This is a genomic window from Mesorhizobium sp. P2_H9 (assembly GCF_056403215.1).
Map to the genome: position 1 here is coordinate 226,320 of NZ_JBFUFX010000007.1, position 16,506 is coordinate 242,825.

General features: G+C 63.4%; 16 protein-coding genes. 3 read left to right on the top strand and 13 right to left on the bottom strand.

What is annotated here, in order from left to right; translation table 11 throughout:
• Nucleotides 1-15 precede the first annotated feature (15 nt).
• Both AC1DXN_RS15340 and AC1DXN_RS15345 read left to right on the top strand, forming a co-directional pair.
• Nucleotides 16-699: an HAD family hydrolase gene (locus tag AC1DXN_RS15340; protein WP_477274372.1), complete on the top strand. Its 684-nt coding sequence runs from the start codon at nt 16-18 to the stop codon at nt 697-699.
• Nucleotides 696-2,282, top strand: coding sequence for an FGGY-family carbohydrate kinase (locus AC1DXN_RS15345; protein WP_477274374.1), 1,587 nt, complete (start codon nt 696-698; stop codon nt 2,280-2,282). The genes AC1DXN_RS15340 and AC1DXN_RS15345 overlap by 4 nt, the downstream gene beginning before the upstream one ends.
• On the opposite strand, the gene AC1DXN_RS15350 is transcribed toward AC1DXN_RS15345, so the two are convergent.
• From AC1DXN_RS15350 to AC1DXN_RS15375, 6 genes are all read right to left on the bottom strand, one after another.
• Nucleotides 2,275-3,390 carry an ABC transporter ATP-binding protein gene (locus AC1DXN_RS15350; protein WP_477274376.1) on the bottom strand — a complete coding sequence of 372 codons (1,116 nt, stop codon included), beginning with the start codon at nt 3,388-3,390 and terminating at the stop codon, nt 2,275-2,277. The two genes, AC1DXN_RS15345 and AC1DXN_RS15350, sit on opposite strands and share 8 nt — an antisense overlap.
• Before the next feature lie 8 nt (nt 3,391-3,398).
• Nucleotides 3,399-4,445, bottom strand: a complete 1,047-nt coding sequence (locus tag AC1DXN_RS15355) for an NAD(P)-dependent alcohol dehydrogenase (RefSeq protein WP_477274378.1) — start codon at nt 4,443-4,445, stop codon at nt 3,399-3,401.
• Between the two features lie 15 nt (nt 4,446-4,460).
• Nucleotides 4,461-5,273, bottom strand: a complete 813-nt coding sequence (locus tag AC1DXN_RS15360; RefSeq protein ID WP_477274380.1) for a carbohydrate ABC transporter permease — start codon at nt 5,271-5,273, stop codon at nt 4,461-4,463.
• Nucleotides 5,274-5,284: 11 nt separating this feature from the next.
• Complete coding sequence (locus AC1DXN_RS15365; RefSeq protein ID WP_477240759.1) at nt 5,285-6,151, bottom strand: carbohydrate ABC transporter permease; 867 nt, start codon at nt 6,149-6,151, stop codon at nt 5,285-5,287.
• A 119-nt stretch (nt 6,152-6,270) separates the two neighbouring features.
• Nucleotides 6,271-7,542 (bottom strand): ABC transporter substrate-binding protein, encoded by a 1,272-nt coding sequence (locus AC1DXN_RS15370; protein ID WP_477274382.1) that lies wholly within the window; start codon nt 7,540-7,542, stop codon nt 6,271-6,273.
• A gap of 240 nt (nt 7,543-7,782) precedes the next feature.
• Complete coding sequence (locus tag AC1DXN_RS15375) at nt 7,783-8,700, bottom strand: AraC family transcriptional regulator (RefSeq protein ID WP_477274384.1); 918 nt, start codon at nt 8,698-8,700, stop codon at nt 7,783-7,785.
• Nucleotides 8,701-8,948: 248 nt separating this feature from the next.
• Between AC1DXN_RS15375 and AC1DXN_RS15380 the strand changes: the two genes are divergently transcribed.
• Nucleotides 8,949-10,352: an MATE family efflux transporter gene (locus AC1DXN_RS15380; RefSeq protein ID WP_477274386.1), complete on the top strand. Its 1,404-nt coding sequence runs from the start codon at nt 8,949-8,951 to the stop codon at nt 10,350-10,352.
• A 55-nt stretch (nt 10,353-10,407) separates the two neighbouring features.
• Here AC1DXN_RS15380 and AC1DXN_RS15385 read toward each other — a convergent pair whose 3' ends face one another.
• The 7 genes from AC1DXN_RS15385 to AC1DXN_RS15415 form a co-directional block, all read right to left on the bottom strand.
• A complete protein-coding gene (locus tag AC1DXN_RS15385) occupies nt 10,408-11,211 on the bottom strand; it encodes an ABC transporter permease (RefSeq protein ID WP_477274388.1) in 804 nt (267 codons plus the stop codon).
• Complete coding sequence (locus tag AC1DXN_RS15390; RefSeq protein WP_477274390.1) at nt 11,208-12,062, bottom strand: ABC transporter permease; 855 nt, start codon at nt 12,060-12,062, stop codon at nt 11,208-11,210. The genes AC1DXN_RS15385 and AC1DXN_RS15390 overlap by 4 nt, the downstream gene beginning before the upstream one ends.
• Complete coding sequence (locus AC1DXN_RS15395) at nt 12,059-13,096, bottom strand: ABC transporter ATP-binding protein (RefSeq protein WP_477274392.1); 1,038 nt, start codon at nt 13,094-13,096, stop codon at nt 12,059-12,061. Before AC1DXN_RS15395 ends, AC1DXN_RS15390 begins: the two co-directional genes overlap by 4 nt.
• 137 nt (nt 13,097-13,233) lie before the next feature.
• On the bottom strand, nt 13,234-14,322 hold the full coding sequence (locus AC1DXN_RS15400) for an ABC transporter substrate-binding protein (protein ID WP_477274394.1): 1,089 nt from the start codon (nt 14,320-14,322) through the stop codon (nt 13,234-13,236).
• 70 nt (nt 14,323-14,392) lie between these two features.
• On the bottom strand, nt 14,393-15,040 hold the full coding sequence (locus tag AC1DXN_RS15405) for an amino acid ABC transporter permease (RefSeq protein WP_477274396.1): 648 nt from the start codon (nt 15,038-15,040) through the stop codon (nt 14,393-14,395).
• Nucleotides 15,037-15,693, bottom strand: coding sequence for an amino acid ABC transporter permease (locus AC1DXN_RS15410; RefSeq protein WP_477274397.1), 657 nt, complete (start codon nt 15,691-15,693; stop codon nt 15,037-15,039). Before AC1DXN_RS15410 ends, AC1DXN_RS15405 begins: the two co-directional genes overlap by 4 nt.
• A 6-nt stretch (nt 15,694-15,699) precedes the next feature.
• A complete protein-coding gene (locus AC1DXN_RS15415) occupies nt 15,700-16,506 on the bottom strand; it encodes a transporter substrate-binding domain-containing protein (RefSeq protein ID WP_477274399.1) in 807 nt (268 codons plus the stop codon).

Below are 16,506 nucleotides of genomic sequence, written 5' to 3' on the forward strand. Positions count from 1 at the left end.
CAAGCAATGACGGCCATGGCGCCTGAACTGGTCATTTTCGACTGTGACGGCGTGCTGGTCGACAGCGAAGCGCTGTCGGTCAAGGCGCTGCTCGGCATGATCGCGCTCGCCGGCGGCGATGTCAGCGAGGACACCGCCTACGAGCATTTCCTCGGCAAGAGCATGAAAAGCGTCCGCGAAATCCTTGGCCGCGATTTCGGCATTGAGATCACCGACCAGCATTTGACCGCGATGCGCGTCGAACTGATGCGCAAATTTCGCGAGGAGCTGAAACCGATGCCTGGCATCGCTCAGGTTTTGCCCAGGCTCGGCGTGCCGTTCTGCGTCGCCTCGTCCGGCACGCTCGACCGCATCCGCTATGCGCTCGACATCACCGGGCTGCTCGGGCTGCTGGAGCCGCATCTGTTCAGCGCTGCCATGGTGGCAAAGGGAAAACCGGCGCCGGACCTTTTTCTCCATGCGGCTGCCAGCATGCGGGCTCAACCGCGCAACTGCGTCGTCGTCGAGGACAGCCCGGCGGGCATTGCTGCGGCGCGCGCGGCGGGCATGCGCGTCCTTGCCTTCACCGGCGGCACCCATGCCGGCAACCCGACGCTGAAAGCGCGGCTTGCGTCGAGTGAGCCGGACTTTATATTCGCTGACATGCTGCAATTGCCCGATTTGATTGCAGGCCTGGGAGCGAGAGTAAGAGCATCTTGACGAAAAGCTTCGTTTGCGCGGTCGATGTCGGCACCGGGAGCGCCCGTGCGGGCATTCTCGACACCAAAGGCACCTTGCTCGGCCGCGCCGAGCACCCGATCGTCATGCACCAGCCGAAGGCTGACCACGCCGAGCACAATTCCGAGGATATCTGGTCGGCGGTCTGCATTGCCGTGCGTGCCGCCCGTGAAAAGGCAGGGGTCGCGGCGCAGGATATCGTCGGCATTTCCTTCGACGCCACCTGCTCGCTGGTGGTGCGCGGCCGGGATGGCGGTCAGCTCAGCGTATCGGTGTCAGGCGAAAAGCGCTGGGACACCATCGTCTGGCTCGATCACCGCGCCATTGCCGAGGCCGACGAATGCACGATGAGCGGTCATGCCGTGCTCGACTATATCGGCGGCGTCATGTCGCCGGAGATGGTGACGCCGAAGCTGATGTGGCTGAAGCGGAAGCTGCCGGGAACGTGGAATGAAGCCAGCTATCTATTCGACCTCACCGACTTCCTGACCTGGAAGGCGAGCGGCTCGCTGGCGCGCTCGCAATGCACGCTGACCGCCAAATGGACCTATCTCGCGCATGAGCAGACAGGCTGGCGGCTCGACTTCTTTGAAACCGTCGGCCTCGGCGATCTTTTCGAACATGGCAATCTGCCGGAGACGGCGAGCCCGGTCGGCGCCGATATAGGGGCGCTGAACGCGCAAGCCGCTGCCCAACTCGGCCTGACGGAGCAATGTCGCGTCGGCGCCGGGGTCATCGATGCCTATGCCGGCGCGCTCGGCGTGCTCGGCGGCTTTGCCGGCGACGAGAAGAATATCGGCCGGCACTTGGCGCTGATCGCCGGCACGTCGAGCTGCGTCATGGCGATGTCGCCCGACCCGCAGCCCTTTGCCGGCGTCTGGGGACCGTATTATGGCGCGGCCCTGCCCAAGCTGTGGCTGTCGGAAGGCGGCCAGTCGGCCACCGGCGCGCTGCTCGACCACATCATCCGCTGGCACGGCGCCGGCGGCGAGCCGGATGCGGCGATGCATGCGAAGATCGCCCGTCGCGTCGCCGAACTGCGCACCGCCGAGGGCGATAATCTCGCCGCACGGCTGCATGTGCTGCCGGACTTCCACGGCAACCGCTCTCCGCTCGCCGACCCGCATGCGGTCGGCGTCGTCAGCGGGCTGACGCTGGATGCGTCCTTCGACAGCCTGTGCAAGCTCTATTGGCGCACCGCTGTCGGCATCGCGCTTGGCGTGCGCCATGTGCTGGAAGCGCTGAACGAGAACGGCTACCTGATCGACACGCTGCATGTCACCGGCGGCCACACCAAGAACCCGCTGTTGATGGAGCTTTATGCCGACGCCACCGGCTGCACGGTCATCGAGCCGCTGGCCGACGAAGCGGTGCTGCTCGGCACCGGCATGGTCGCGGCCACCGCCGCCGGGCTGTTCCCCGACCTGAACGCCGCTTGCGTCGCCATGCAGCAGGGCGGCAAGAAACGGCCGTCAAACCCGGCCTCATCAGGACGCTTCGACCGCGACTACAAGGTGTTCCTCGAAATGCACCGGCAGCGGCAGGTGCTAGACGCGATCAGATAGGCAGGCTGCTTTTGCCGGCGTCTGGTCTCAACAGGGACGCCCCGGATTGCGCATCGAACAGATGCAGGCTCTGTTCGTCGATCGTGTAGCGGACAGGGCTGCGCAGGACCGGGCACTCGCGGGTCGGCACCAGCGCGCTGATTTCCTTGCCGCCGAAACCGAAGATCACCAGCGCGTCGTTGCCATGAAACTCGATCAGATCGGCCGTGCCCTCCAGAAGATTCCCGGTGGCATCAGGGGCCGCGGTCTTCAAGTCTGGCGGCCTGACACCAAGCACTGCCCTATGGACCCCCCGCAGATCGAAGCGCGAGCCTTCGATGGAAAAGACTGTGCTGGCGCTCGTCAGTGTCCAGCGGTTGTCCTTCCGCCCGACGGCAACATCGATGAAGTTCATGTTCGGCGTTCCGATGAATCCGGCCACGAACAGATTGCCTGGCCGTTCATAGATTTCCGCCGGTGAGCCGATCTGCTCGATCTTGCCATCCCGCAGCAGCACGATGCGGTCGGCAAGCGTCATCGCTTCGAGCTGATCGTGGGTGACGTAGACGGTGGTCGTCTTCAGCGACTGATGCAGCCGCGCGATTTCGATGCGCATATGGTTGCGCAATTTAGCATCGAGATTGGACAGCGGCTCGTCGAACAGAAACACTTTTGGGGTCTTGATCATCGCCCGCGCAATGGCGACGCGCTGCTGCTGGCCGCCGGACAGTTCGGCCGGCTTGCGGCCGAGATAGGGTTCGAGACCCAGTGTCTTCGACACGGCCTCGACGCGCTGCTGGATCTCTGCCTTCGCCACCTTCTGCCGCTTCAGGCCGAAAGCGATGTTGTCGAAGATCGTCATATGCGGATAGAGCGCATAATTCTGGAACACCATGGCGATGCCGCGGTCGCCCGGGTCGAGATCGTTGACCACCTTGCCGCCGATCGAGACCTCGCCGCCGCTAATGTCCTCCAGCCCGGCCAGCATCCTGAGCAAGGTCGACTTGCCGCAACCGGACGGGCCGAGGAACACGACGAACTCATGGTCCTCGATGCTGAGGTTCAGATCGCGGATGACGGTGGTGGCGCCGTAGGATTTGTCGACATTCGAACAGACAATCGCGGACATGGTTTCTCTCAGCCCTTCTCGCCGGCAAGCAGGATCTGCAATTTGACGTCTTCCGGTCTGCCTGCCGCAGCCCGTTCGAACGCCTTGATGCTGTCGGAGAAATCGTAGGTGCCGGTGATCAGCGGGTTGAGATCGACCTTGCCCGAAGCGATGAGCTGCAGGGCGCGATCGAAAATGTTGGCGTAACGGAACACCGTCTCGATGCGAACTTCCTTCGAAATCGCCGCCGGAACGTTCAGGCTCACCGGCTCCACCGGCAGTCCGACGAGCACCACCGCGCCGCCGGGGCGCACGATGTCGAACAGATTGGCGAACGCCTTCGAGTGGCCGCTGGCCTCGAACACGATGTCGGCGCCCCAATTGTCGGTCGCCGCGGCAACCGCATCGACCAGCGACTGCTCGCCGATATTGACCGGGACGATGCCGGGATAGCGGGCCGCGATCTCCAGCTTGGGGGCGGAGAAATCGGAAATCAGCACTTTCGAGCACCCGCCGGCCAGCGCCGCCAGCGCGATCATGATGCCGATCGGGCCGCAGCCGACGACGACCGCGACGTCGCCCGGAACGATGCGGGCGCGGGCCGCCGCCTGCATGCCGATGGCAAAGGGTTCAACCATTGCGCCTTCGGCGAAGGAAACGTTGTCCGGCAGCTTGTAGGTGAAGGCGGCCGGATGGACGGCTTCGGGCGCAAGAATGCCGTGCACCGGCGGCGTCGCCCAGAAGCTCACATCCGGGTCGACATTGTAGATGCCGAGCTTGGTCGCCCGCGACGACATGTTCGGCACGCCCGGCTCCATGCAAACGCGGTCGCCGACCTTCAGCGTCCTGACATTGGCGCCGACCTCGACGATTATCCCTGACGCTTCGTGGCCCAGCACCATCGGCGCGCGCACCACATAGCTGCCGATGGCGCCATGGGTGTAATAGTGCACGTCGCTGCCGCAGACGCCGACCGTATGGATGGCGATTTTGACATCGTCCGGCCCGACATCGAGCGGCAACGCAATCTCGCGCAGCGCCAGTTCGCCTTTTTTCTCAAGTACCAAAGCCCGCATCGGATCGTCCTCGCATCAAGTCTTTTTTTGCCGGAAAACGGAATTCAGGAAACCGCTCAGCACGCCGAGAAACAACAGCGGCGGCAGCGACAACAGCACGACCGAGGCATTCAGGATGCCCCACGGCACGTTCATGCCTTGCTGCGACAGTTCCGAGGCGACGATCGGCAATGTCTTGGCGTTGGAGCTCGACAGCATCAGCGCGATCAGGAACTCGTTCCAGACCAGCACGAAGCTGAAGGCGACCGCGCCGATCAGCGAGCGTGCCGCGACCGGCAACGCGATCTTCCAGAACACCGAATAGGCGCCGTAGCCGTCGACGAAGGCGGCTTCCTCGACCTCCTTCGGCACGGCCTGGAAGGCGGGAATGGCCAGCCACATGATCACCGAGATGGTCAGCAGCGAATAGGTGACGATCAGCGCCGCCAGCGTGTCGTAGAGCCCGATCTGCAGCCAGATCACCATCAGCGGGATGGCGACCGCCACCGGCGGCAGGAAGCGCAGCGACAGCACGAAGAACTGGATGTCGCCGGCCCAGCGGTTGGGGTAGCGCGCCACCGCGTAAGCCGCCGGCAGGCCGAGCACCACCCCGATCAGCACCGCGACGCCGCAGGCGATCACTGAATTGTGCAGGCCGGTCATGACGCTGTCGCGGCCGATGATGTAGCTGATGTTGCCGAGCGTCGGCGTGAACACCAGGCGTGGGACGCGGGTGATGATGTCGACATTGTTCTTCAGCGAATTGAGCGCCGTCCAGGCGAGCGGAAACACCGCCATGAAGCCGGCAAAGGCCAGGATGGCTTTGGCGATCAGGCGGCCCGGTTTCATGCGAGATGATCTCATGCCTGCACCCGCTTCCACAACATGGTGAAGGTGATGACGGTGGCGATCATCATCAGCACGGCCATCGCCGAAGCATAGGACACTTTGCCGGATTCGATGAAGCCTTGCGAGAAGGCGTACATATCGAGCGTTTCTGTGGCGACGCCCGGTCCGCCACGGGTCATCACATAGATCAGGTCGAAGGAGCGCAGGGACTCGATCATCTTGACGAACATCAGGCTGATCAGTGGCGCCTTCAGCATCGGCAGCGTGACATAGGCGTGGATCTGCCAGCGCTTGGCGTGGTCGAGCCTTGCTGCCTCGATCGGCTGCGGCGGCAGCGTTTCCAGTAGCTTCAGCACGATGACGGCGAAGAACAGCCCCCATTGCCAGACATCGACCGAGGCGACGGCAAACAGAGCCGTCGACGGCTTGGACAGCGGATCGAAGATCAGCCCGCCGGTCAGCAGCCTGTAGGGGTAGGTGGCGATGCCGTAGAGCGGATGATAGGCGAACTTCCACACGAAGGCGGCGGAGACGCGCGGCAGCAGCACCGGGATGATGAACAGCAGGCAGTAGAAATTGCGCAGGCGCGGTGACGCGACCTCGAACATCAGCACGCCGAGGCCAATGGCCACCGCCATGGTGGCGACAACGGTGACGATTTCCCATTTCACCGACACCCAGACGGCGTTGAGAAAGCGGCGGTCGAAGAACAGGTCGTAAAAATTCGAGAACCAGACATAGGAATAGGTCGCCGAGCTCAGCTCGCGGTTCTGCAAGGCGATGACGATCGCATAGAGCGTCGGCACCATCGACAGCACCAAAAGGATGGCGAGCGTCGGAACGACAAAGGTGACCGGCAGGGAGGAACGTCGCGGCATCGGTATCTATCTCGCGTGTCTCGAACGCTTGGCTGGCATGGAGCGCGGAAATCCTGCGGCGCACAGATCCCAACATTCGCTCGAATGCCGCAGACCGCGCGCCGCAGGGGGAGGATAGCTTATTTCTTCACCAGCTCGTTGGCATACGCTTCAAGCTCGTTGAGGCCGCCCTTGATGTCGGTGCGGGTGCCGGTGACCAGCTCCTCGAGGATGATGCCCCAGCGGTCGCCGAGATCCGGCCAGCGCGGGTCCTGCCAGAAGTTGACAGCCGTGACCTTGCCGGTCTCCGCCAGCGCCTGGCCGAGGTCGGCGCCGTAGATGTCGGCGAATTCCTTGCTGGACAGGATGCTGGTGCGGTTGAGCTCGCCGAACTGATGCGCGTCGAGCCGGCGCTTCTCGTTTTCCTTCGACGTTGCCCAGGCGATGAACAGGCCGGCGCATTTCTTCGAGGCGTCGTCGGCGTTGGCTTTCGCCGCGATGGCCAGGCCGTGGCCATAGCCGCCGCCGGTCAGCGGCGCCGGGGGCGGCAGGAAGCCGACCTTGCCGACCACCTGCGAGGTCTTTGGATCGACCGACATGCCCGACAGCGGTGTTGATTCCACAAGGATGGCGACCTGGCCGGACAGGAACGCACCGGTCGATTCATCCCAGCTGCCGGTCTGCGTGCCGGGTGCCGAATCCTTGAACAGCTGCAGATAGGTCTCGGTCGCCTTGACGGCGGCATCCGAATTGAAAGCCGGCTTGTCCCCGTCGAACCACTTTCCGCCATAGGCCTTGAAGAACGGCATCCAGCGCCAGACATTGGCGCCCGAACCGCGCGCACCGCGCAGCGCGATGCCGTACATGCCCTTGTCGGGATTGGTCAGCTTCGGCACGGCGGCGATCAGCTCGTCCAGCGTCTTCGGCGGCTGGATGCCGGCGGCTTCCAGCACATCCTTGCGGTAGACCATCAGGTCGCCGCCGCCGGTCAGCGGCGCAAACCAGACCTTGCCGTCATAGGTCGCGACCTTCTGGCGGCCCGGATCGAAATCGGCGTAATCATAGTCAGCCGGATAATAGTCGGTCAGCGGCACGATCCATTTCGACGAGGCAAACAAAGCGACGTTGGCTTCATCGACATAGTAGACGTTGTAATTGCCGACGGTGGACGCATCGGCGCGCGACTTGGCCCGGCGGTCGTTCTCGTTGAGGTAGTCGATCTGGAAGCTGGCGCCGGCAAGCTTCTGGAACTCGTCCTTCGAGTCATCCAGCAGCGTCAGTCCGTCGCGTGGCTGCGCCAGCACCTTGACCGGCGCCGAGCAGACCGGCGCCTGCGCCAGGGCCATGGTTGAAACGGTAGCGGAAAGCATGAAAGCTGCGCTCAAGCTCGCAGCGAGCCGAATTGGTTGCATGATCTTTTCTCCTCCAGGAACACTCGCAGGAAGCGCAAGTCCTCGGGTTGTGCGATCCTCACTATCGCCCGAGCGACAAGCCACCCATCGCCAAAATGCGGAGTTGCGTCGGGCCTTGCTAGAAGCCCCGTTGCAGTCGACCTGTACTTTTATGCATTGTGCAGCGCAAAAAACCGCCTGCGAATGCCGGAGCCGTCACACGAGTACCGATCGGGTCTGAAATGGTAATTTAGACTGCGCTTAAGCCCGCATTGTCAGCCGCTGTCGTGACAGCCGGCGATAGGACGACGGCGTCATTTTGTGCTTGCGCATGAAGGCCCGGTTGAAGTTCGAGATGTTCATGTAGCCGACCTGAAAACAGATGTCGGTGATGGCAATATCGGTGTCCGCCAAGAGCTTGCAGGCCTGCCAGAGCCGGAGCTTGGCCAGATGGTCGCTGAAGCTGTTGCCGGTGTTCTTCTGGAAGAAACGCGAAAACGTGCTTTCGCTCATTCCGGCGAGCTCCGCCACTTCCGGCAACTTCAGATCCTCGGCGAAGTGCTGGAACAGATAGGTCAGCGTGCGCTGGATGATGTCGAGCGAGGCCGCATCGAGAACCGGCGAGAAATCCGGCGACGACAACAATTCATATTCGTCGGTTCGGGCCAGCAGGTCCACCAGTTCGAGGAACAGGCAGAGCCGGGCGAGCCCATGCACCTCGCCCATCCGCTCCATCATCTCGGCGCCCTTCAGCGCCGTGTCGCCATGGAAGACGATGCCGCGCAGCGACCGCTCCAAAAACGGTTCCAGCTCGCGCAGTTCCGGCAACAGCCCCGCCGATCCGCGCAGCTTTTGCGCATCGAACTGCAAGACGATGTCGCGGCCCTCGATCAGCTCGCCCGGCTGCACCGCCGTGACCCAGTCATGCGGCAGTCCGCCGCCGACGATCGAGAGATAGCCCGGGCCGAATTCGCCGATATGGTCGCCGACCAGCGCAACGCCCGAGGATTTTCGCAGCAGGTGGATTTCGTATTCCGGGTGGAAGTTCCAGACGTTGCGCTCCCACGGATAGTCATCCAGCCGCCACAGGAAACTGTCGCTCGCCTCGGTGACGATGTGCTCGAAGGACGGCGCTGTCCGCGGGATCGCGGCCGGGTTTTTTCGCTGTCTGAACTGCATCCAAACCTCCCGGCACTGCGTCGGCTGCCGATATGCCGGGCAATCCGTAGCAGCCCCGGGCCTGCAAGTGAACGCGGCACCGGAGGCTCCCGGCTTGCTGCTGGCTCAATCGCTCACCATCCCTCCTCCTTGCCTTCGTCTAGGGTTTCGTTCAAAAGACGGCGCAAACGCCGCGAAACCGAAGGTTTTGCCGTTTGAAATGCGGCTTCCGGCCCTTTGCCGACGTGCCGCACCTGGAAAGAGCGGAAATGTCTGCGATCGAAGCCGGTGCTCGCGCACCGGAAAATCTTTGGCGTCAGGAAATCAGGGCGACGCTGGCGCTCGCCTGGCCGATGGTACTGACCAATCTCGGCCAGACCGCGATGACCGCCACCGACGTCATGATGATGGGACGGCTGGGACCCGACACGCTGGCCAGCGGCGCGCTAGGCGCCAACCTCTATTTCATGCCGCTGATCTTCGGGCTTGGCCTGATGCTGGCGACCTCGCCGATGATGGCGACCGAGCTTGGCCGCCGCCGCCATTCGGTGCGTGACCTGCGCCGCACCGTGCGCCAGGGCCTGTGGCTGGCGATCCTGATCTGCATCCCGATCTGGCTCGTGCTTTGGCACGGCGAGGCCATTCTGCTGGCGATGGGCCAGGAACCGACATTGGCGCATCAGGCCGGCATCTATCTGCGCTGGCTGGAATGGGCGGTGCTGCCTTTCTATGGCTATATCGTGCTGCGCTCCTTCATCTCGGCGCTGGAGCGGCCGGGCTGGGCGCTGGCCATCGTCTTCGTTGCCGTCGCCTGCAACGTCTTCTTCAACTGGGTGTTCATGTTCGGCAATCTCGGCGTGCCTTCGATGGGCATTGCCGGCTCCGGCCTCGCCACCACGCTGTCCAGCATGCTGATGTTCGTCGGCCTGGCCGTGGTGGTGATGTTCGAGAAAAAGTTCCGGCGCTACCGCCTGTTCGGGCGCTTCTGGCGCGCCGACTGGCCGCGCTTCAAGGGCTTGCTGCGGCTCGGCCTGCCGATCGCCGGCATTCTCGCCTTCGAGGTGACGATCTTCAACGCCGCCGCCCTGCTGATGGGCCTGATCGACGCCGCTTCGCTGGCAGCGCACGCCATCGCCATCCAGATCGCCTCGATCTCCTTCATGGTGCCGCTCGGCCTCAACCAGGCGGTGACGGTGCGCGTCGGGCTTGCCCATGGCGCCGGCAATCCGGAAGGTGTCAGCCGCGCCGGCTGGACGGCCTTCGTCATCGGCGTCTCCTTCATGGCGCTGATGGGGCTGGTGATGATCCTTTGGCCGCATCTCTTGATCAGCGCCTTCATCGATCTCGCCAATCCGGCCAATGCCAGGGTGGTCGCGCTCGCCGTGTCGTTCCTGGCGTTTGCCGCACTGTTCCAGATCTTCGACGGTGCGCAGGCGGTGGCCGCCGGCATGCTGCGCGGCCTGCACGACACCAAGGTGCCGATGATCTATGCCGCGATCGGCTATTGGGGCGTCGGCCTGCCGCTCGGCGTGCTGCTGGCCTTCCATTTCGGCTTGCACGGCGTCGGCATCTGGATCGGCCTGGCCTCGGGACTGGCCGTGGTGGCGGCGCTGCTTCTGGCGCGCTGGCTGCGCCGCGACCGCATCGCGCCGCAGCTGGCGTTCGGGCATTGAAAAACAAAACGGCCGCCGGACATTTGCGGCGGCCGTTTTCGTTTGAGCTGGTCGGCTAGTTGCCGTCCGACGACATGGCGCCGAGCAGCCTGCGGATGTCGCCGAACCTGGCGATCGAGCCGAATACCAGGGCCGCCACCGCGACGAAGAACACCGACACCGAAGCCATGGTCGGCGTGTAGCCGTAGCGCAGCGCGTTGAAGATCTTGATCGGCAGCGTCTCGGTGGTGAAGCCGATCGTCATATAGGCGACGATGTATTCGTTGAGCGACAGCACGAAGGCGAAGGCGTAGCCCGAAACGAGGTAAGGCAGGATCAGCGGCAGCACCACCGTCTTCAGCACCGTGCGGTCGTCGGCGCCCATCGTTGCGGCGGCTTCGACCAGCGAACGGTCGATGGAGGCAAAGCCCAGCGACAGTGTCACCAGCGGCAGCGTCACGAAGAAGATGGCGTGGCTGATGATGGCGGTGAAGAACTGGCCAAACAGCCCGACCGTCGCCCAGAAGGTGAGAAAGCCGAGCGCCGTGATCACCGGCGGCAGGATGAACGGCGCCAGCCCCAGCACCTGAAAAATGTTCGCCCATGGCGCGATGCGCCGCCACAGGAACCAGGCCAGCGGCAGCGCGATGGCCACCGCAATCGCCGCCGAGCAGACGGCCAGCGTCACCGAATGGATCAGCGCCAGCCGCCATTCCGGATCGTTGAAGATCTGCCCATACCAGGCCAGCGAGAAGCCGACCGGCGGGAAGGCCAGATCCTGCTTTTCGTTGACCGAGACGCCGGCAACGACGATCAGCGGCGCCGCCAGGAACAGCGCGACGACGGTGAAATAAAGGCGGCGAAGCAAGGTCTCGATCATAGCGCATTCTCCCGGCGTCCGACGAGCAGCGTCATGCCGACCAGCGCCAGCGAGATCAGCACCAGGAACACCGCCATCGCCGCCGCGAACGGCATGTTGGACTGGTAGATCGCCTGGTCGGTGATCAGCACCGACAACGTCCAGTGCTGCGGCCGGCCGAGAATCTGCGGCAACAGATAGGAGCCGAGCGCGAAGACGAAGACCATGATCAGCGTCGCCACGATGGTGTTTCGCAGCGCCGGCGCGACGACATTGAAGAAGGCCTTGATTGGCGAAGCGCCAAGCGTGCGCGCGGCCTCGAGCAATGTCGGGTCGAGGCGTACAAGGGCGGGGTAGAGCACCAGGATGGTGTAGGGCAGCGCTTGGTAGACCATGCCGGTCAGCACGGCGCCGAAGGTAGGCAGCAGCGCCATTGGCTTGTCCATCAGCCCCAGCGCCACGAACAGATTGGTGATCCCCGCGGTGCGCGAGAACAGCGTCGACCAGGCAAAGCCGATGATGACTTCCGACAGTGACAGCACCGACAGCAGCCCGACCAGCCACAGCGTCTGCACGGTGCGCGGCCGCCTGGTCAGGAGATAGGTGAAGGGAAAGGCGATTGCGACGCAGCAGATGGCCACCAGCACCGCTAGCATCAGCGAGAAGCCGAGCACGCCGCCGAAGAATACCGACAGGAAGCGGGCGTAATTGTCGAAGACGAAATCCGGCGTGTAGAAACCGGCCGGGTTGCGCTTGAAGAAGCTCACCGCGATCATCGTCGAGAACGGCACGACGAAAAAGACGACGAGCATCAGGCCCGGAAAGAACAAAGGTGCGTAGTCGGCTACCGACCTTGGGGCTTCGCGTCTCATGAGCCGAGCACCACGCAGCTTTCGGGCGGCAGCACGACGCCGACCTTGGCGCCGACCGCAACGTTGAGCCGCTCGCGCGGTGTCGTCACGGCGATGATGCTGGTGCTGCCGACCTCGACGAAGGTCTCGATGGTGCCGCCGAGGTCGCGCACGAAGCTCACCTGCCCGGTGATGGCGCGGCTGCCGGGTTCGCCCAGATGCACATCCTCTGGCCGGATCGACACCGAGGCCTTGGTCATGCCGGCCGGCATGGCAAGGCCGGGAATGGCAGTGCCGAGGATAGTGGTGCGCCCGGCGCTGTCGAGTTCCGCCGGCAACAGATTGGTGATGCCGATGAAGTCGGCGACGAAGGCATCGGCCGGCTTGCGGTAGATCTCGATCGGCGGCGCCGCCTGCAGGATCCTGCCATGGCCCATGACGACGACCAGATCGGCCATGGTCATGGCTTCGCGCTGGTCGTGGGTGACGACGATGGTGGTGATGCCGAGCCGCTGCTGCAACTGGCGCAGCTCTACCTGCATGGCTTCACGCAATTTGGCGTCGAGCGCCGACAGCGGCTCGTCGAGCAGGAACAATTTGGGCGACAAAGCCAAAGCGCGGGCGATGGCCACGCGCTGGCGCTGGCCGCCCGACAGTTTCGCCACCGGCCGGTCGGCGAAGCCGGTCAGATGGATCAGCGTCAGCAATTCGTCGACGCGCTTCTTCTGCTCTTCCTTCGAAGCACCGCGAATGCGCAGCGCATAGGCGATGTTGTCACCGACCGAGAGATGCGGAAACAGCGCCAGCGACTGGAACACCATGCCGAGATTGCGCTTGTGCGTCGGCAGCGGTGTGATGTCCTCGCCGTCGAGCACGATGGCGCCGCTCGTCGGCTCCTCCAGCCCGGCGATCATGCGCAAAAGCGTGGTTTTGCCGCAGCCCGACGGGCCGAGCAGGCACACGAAAGTGCCATGCGGCACGTTCAGCTGAACATTGTCGACGGCGGCGAAATTGCCGAATTTCTTGGTGATGGCGTTGATGTCTAGTCCGGACATGAGTTGATCCTGGTAACCGGAGGATATTGCGAATGGTCGTTTCCCCACTTCGCGATGCGAATGGGAATTCGGCGATCGGCGGCCTCTCCCCTGTCAGAGGAGAGGCAATATGCGGGGTCAGGCGAGTTCTTCGGGGCTCACCCGACGATGAGCTCGGTCCATTTCTGGTTTATCCAGTCGGCCTTCGACGTGTAGAGGTCGTAGCGCGGAATGATCGGCTCGATCTCCGACGACACCGAGGCGAACTCTTCCGGCGTCAGGTCGAGCACCTCTTTCTTGAGCGTCGGCGTGGTGCCGACCTTGCGCGACATCACACCCTGCATTGAAGGCTGGCTCATATAGTCGATGAAGACATGCGCTTCGTCGACCTTGGTCGAGGCCCGCGACAGCACCCAATTGCCGGAATCCTGGATGCCGCCTTCCTTCGGGAAGGTCGAACGGACATGGAAGCCGTCGGCGACCGCCAGCCCGGTAACGTCGTGATAATATTGGCCCATTGGGATCTCGCCCGACTTCAGCGCCTGCTCGAACTGCGCCTCGTCGCGATACCACAGGCGGACGTTCGGCTTGACCTCGGCGAGCTTCTCGAACGCCTTGTTCAGCCCCTCTTCAGTGTCGAGCGCGTTGGTGCCGCCCATGAAGGTCTTGGCCGTCACTTCGAGCAGGAACGAGTTGGAGGCAAGCGCCAGCAGGCCGAGCTTGTCTTCGTTCGCCTTGTCCCACAGGGCTGCCCACGATGTCGGCGCGTCCTTGTAGACGTCGGTGTTGCTGACCAGCGTGATCCACCAGGCGACGGCGCCAATGCCGGCGACGCGGCCATCCGGATATTTGTTGATGAAGCGCGGCAGCAGGTCGCCATAGTGCTTGAACTTCGAGGTATCGAGCGGCGTCCAGAGTTCGGTCGACTGGCCCTTCAGCGTCGAGGTCTGCGACATCATCGAAAGGTCGGCCGGGGCCTGGCCGGCCTTGGCCGCCTGTTCGAGCTGCACCAGCCACGCCTCGCCGGTCGGCTCGGCGACGGACTCGACCGTGATGCCGGTTGCCTTGGTGAAATCGGGGAAGACATGCTCGTCGAAGGATTTCTTGAAGTAGCCGCCATAGACGCCGACCTTCAGCGACTTCTCCTGCGCCCGCAGGATCGACGGCATGGCAAGCACGCCTGCTGAGGCAAGGCCGGCGCCAAGCACGCCGCGCCGGGTGACGGGTGTTGCGATCAATCTGTTCATCTGGTTTCTCCTCTGTTGATGCCGGAGTCCCGGCTGGTTCCCTTAATTCCAGTGTCCGCCGCTTGGCGGCTCAGTGGGCCGCCGCTCGTTGCTCGAGCGTGCGGGCGTATTGCGTCAGCGGAAAGCACATGACGAAGAAGATCAGCGCCACCAGCCCGTAGACCTTGAACGGTTCGAAGGTGGCGTTGTTGATGGCGTTGGAGGTCTTGACCAGTTCCTCGAAGCCGATGATCGAGGTCAGCGCCGTCGACTTGATCAGCTGCACCAGGAAGCCGACGGTCGGTGCGCGGGTGATCGAAAAGGCCTGCGGCAGGATGATCAGTCGGAGTTCCTGCAGATAGTGCAGGCCGAGGCTGGCGCCGGCGTCCCACTGGCCGCGCGGCAGTGCATCGACGCCACTGCGCCAGATCTCGGCGAGGTAGGCGCTGGCGAAAAAAGTCAGGCCGAGCACGGCCGCGGTCCACGGTTCGATACGCAGGCCCAGCATGGGCAGGCCGAAGAACATCAGGAACAGCTGCATCAACAGCGGCGTTCCCTGGAACAGCGCGATGTAGCCGGAGGCAATGCGCTGGCTCCATTTGTTCTTGGCGATGCGGAAGAACAGCACGACCATGCCAACGATGCCGCCGCCGATGAAGGCGGCCAGCGACAGCAGCACCGTCCAGCGGGCGGCGAGCAGAAGGTTGCGCACGATGTCCCAGAAGGTGAACTCGATCATGTCACGCCAGCCCCCAACACGCGGCGTCCGCCTGTAACCAGTAGCCGGCGCAAGGCCATCGACAGGACGAGATAGACCATCGTCACCACAAGATAGGTCTCGAACGAGCGGAAGGTGCGGGCTTGCAGCATGTCAGCCTCGTAGGTGAGCTCGCGCACCGCAATCTGCGACACCACGGCGGACTCCAGCATCATGATGACGATCTGGCTGGTCAGCGCCGGATAGATCACCTTGAGCGCCTGCGGCAGCACGATCTTGATGAACACCTGGCGCGGCCTCAAGCCCAATGCGAGGGCTGCTTCCGTCTGCCCACGCGGCACCGCGTCAAGCCCGGCGCCGACGATCTCGATCGTGTAGGCCGCCATGTTGAGCGTCATCGCCAGCATGGCAGCCAGGAGCGGATCGAGCCTGACGCCAAGGCTGGGCAGCCCGAAGAAGATGAAGAACAACTGCACCAGGAACGGTGTGTTGCGCATCACCTCGACATAGATGGCGATTGCCCGCTTCACGAACGGCGGGCCGTTTCGCCGGCCAGCCGCGCCGAGGATGCTGAGCAGCGTTCCCACCAGAGTGGTCACGACGATCAACAAGACCGTCGTGAGCGCTCCGCGTGCGATATCGCCCACTGCACCTGGAAGCCAAGCAAAGGCCACGGCACATCAATCCTTGAGGTTGTCGGGATTGAGCGGCGTCTTCAGCCAGGCCTTCGAGCTTTCGTCCAGCTTGCCGTCTGCCAGCATCTTGGCGACCGCATCGTTGACCGCCTTCTTCAGCCGATCCTCGTTCTTGTTGAGGCCGATATGCGAGGGCGAGGTCAGCAGCTGGAACTTCTGCTCCGGCTGCAGCGCGTCCTGCTTGGCCAGCACCTGCGCGCCGACATCGTTGCCGACCACCATCAGCTGGGTCTGACCCGAGATGAAGGCCTGGATGACGGAGTTGTAGTTGTCGAAGCGCTTGATGTCGGCCGATGCCGGTGCGGCCTCGGTCAGCGAGGTATCTTCGAGCGTGCCGCGGTTGACCGCGATCGACTTGTCGGCGAGGTCTTCCTTGCCTTTGACCGCCAGTGCTGCCGGGCCGATGACCGCGATATAGTAGGGCGCGTAGGCGGCGGCGAAATCGATCACCTGCTCACGCTCCTTGGAGTAGCCTACGCTCATCAGAATATCGACGCGCTTGTCGGTGAGATACGGGATGCGGTTCTGGCCGGTGACGCTGACCAGATTGAGCTTCACCTTCAGCGCATCGGCGATCGCCTGGGCCACGTCGATGTCATAGCCCTTGATGCTCATATCGGCGCTGGCCGAGGAGAAGGGCGGGAAGTCGGAGAAGATGCCGACATTGAGGGCGCCCGCCTTGGTGATGTCGTCGACGGCGTCGGCATTGGCCTGAGAGGTGAAGCCAAAGCCGGTCGCGCCGAGCATCAGCACGGCGGCAATGGATGATTTGAGTTTCATGTGAAGTGTCAT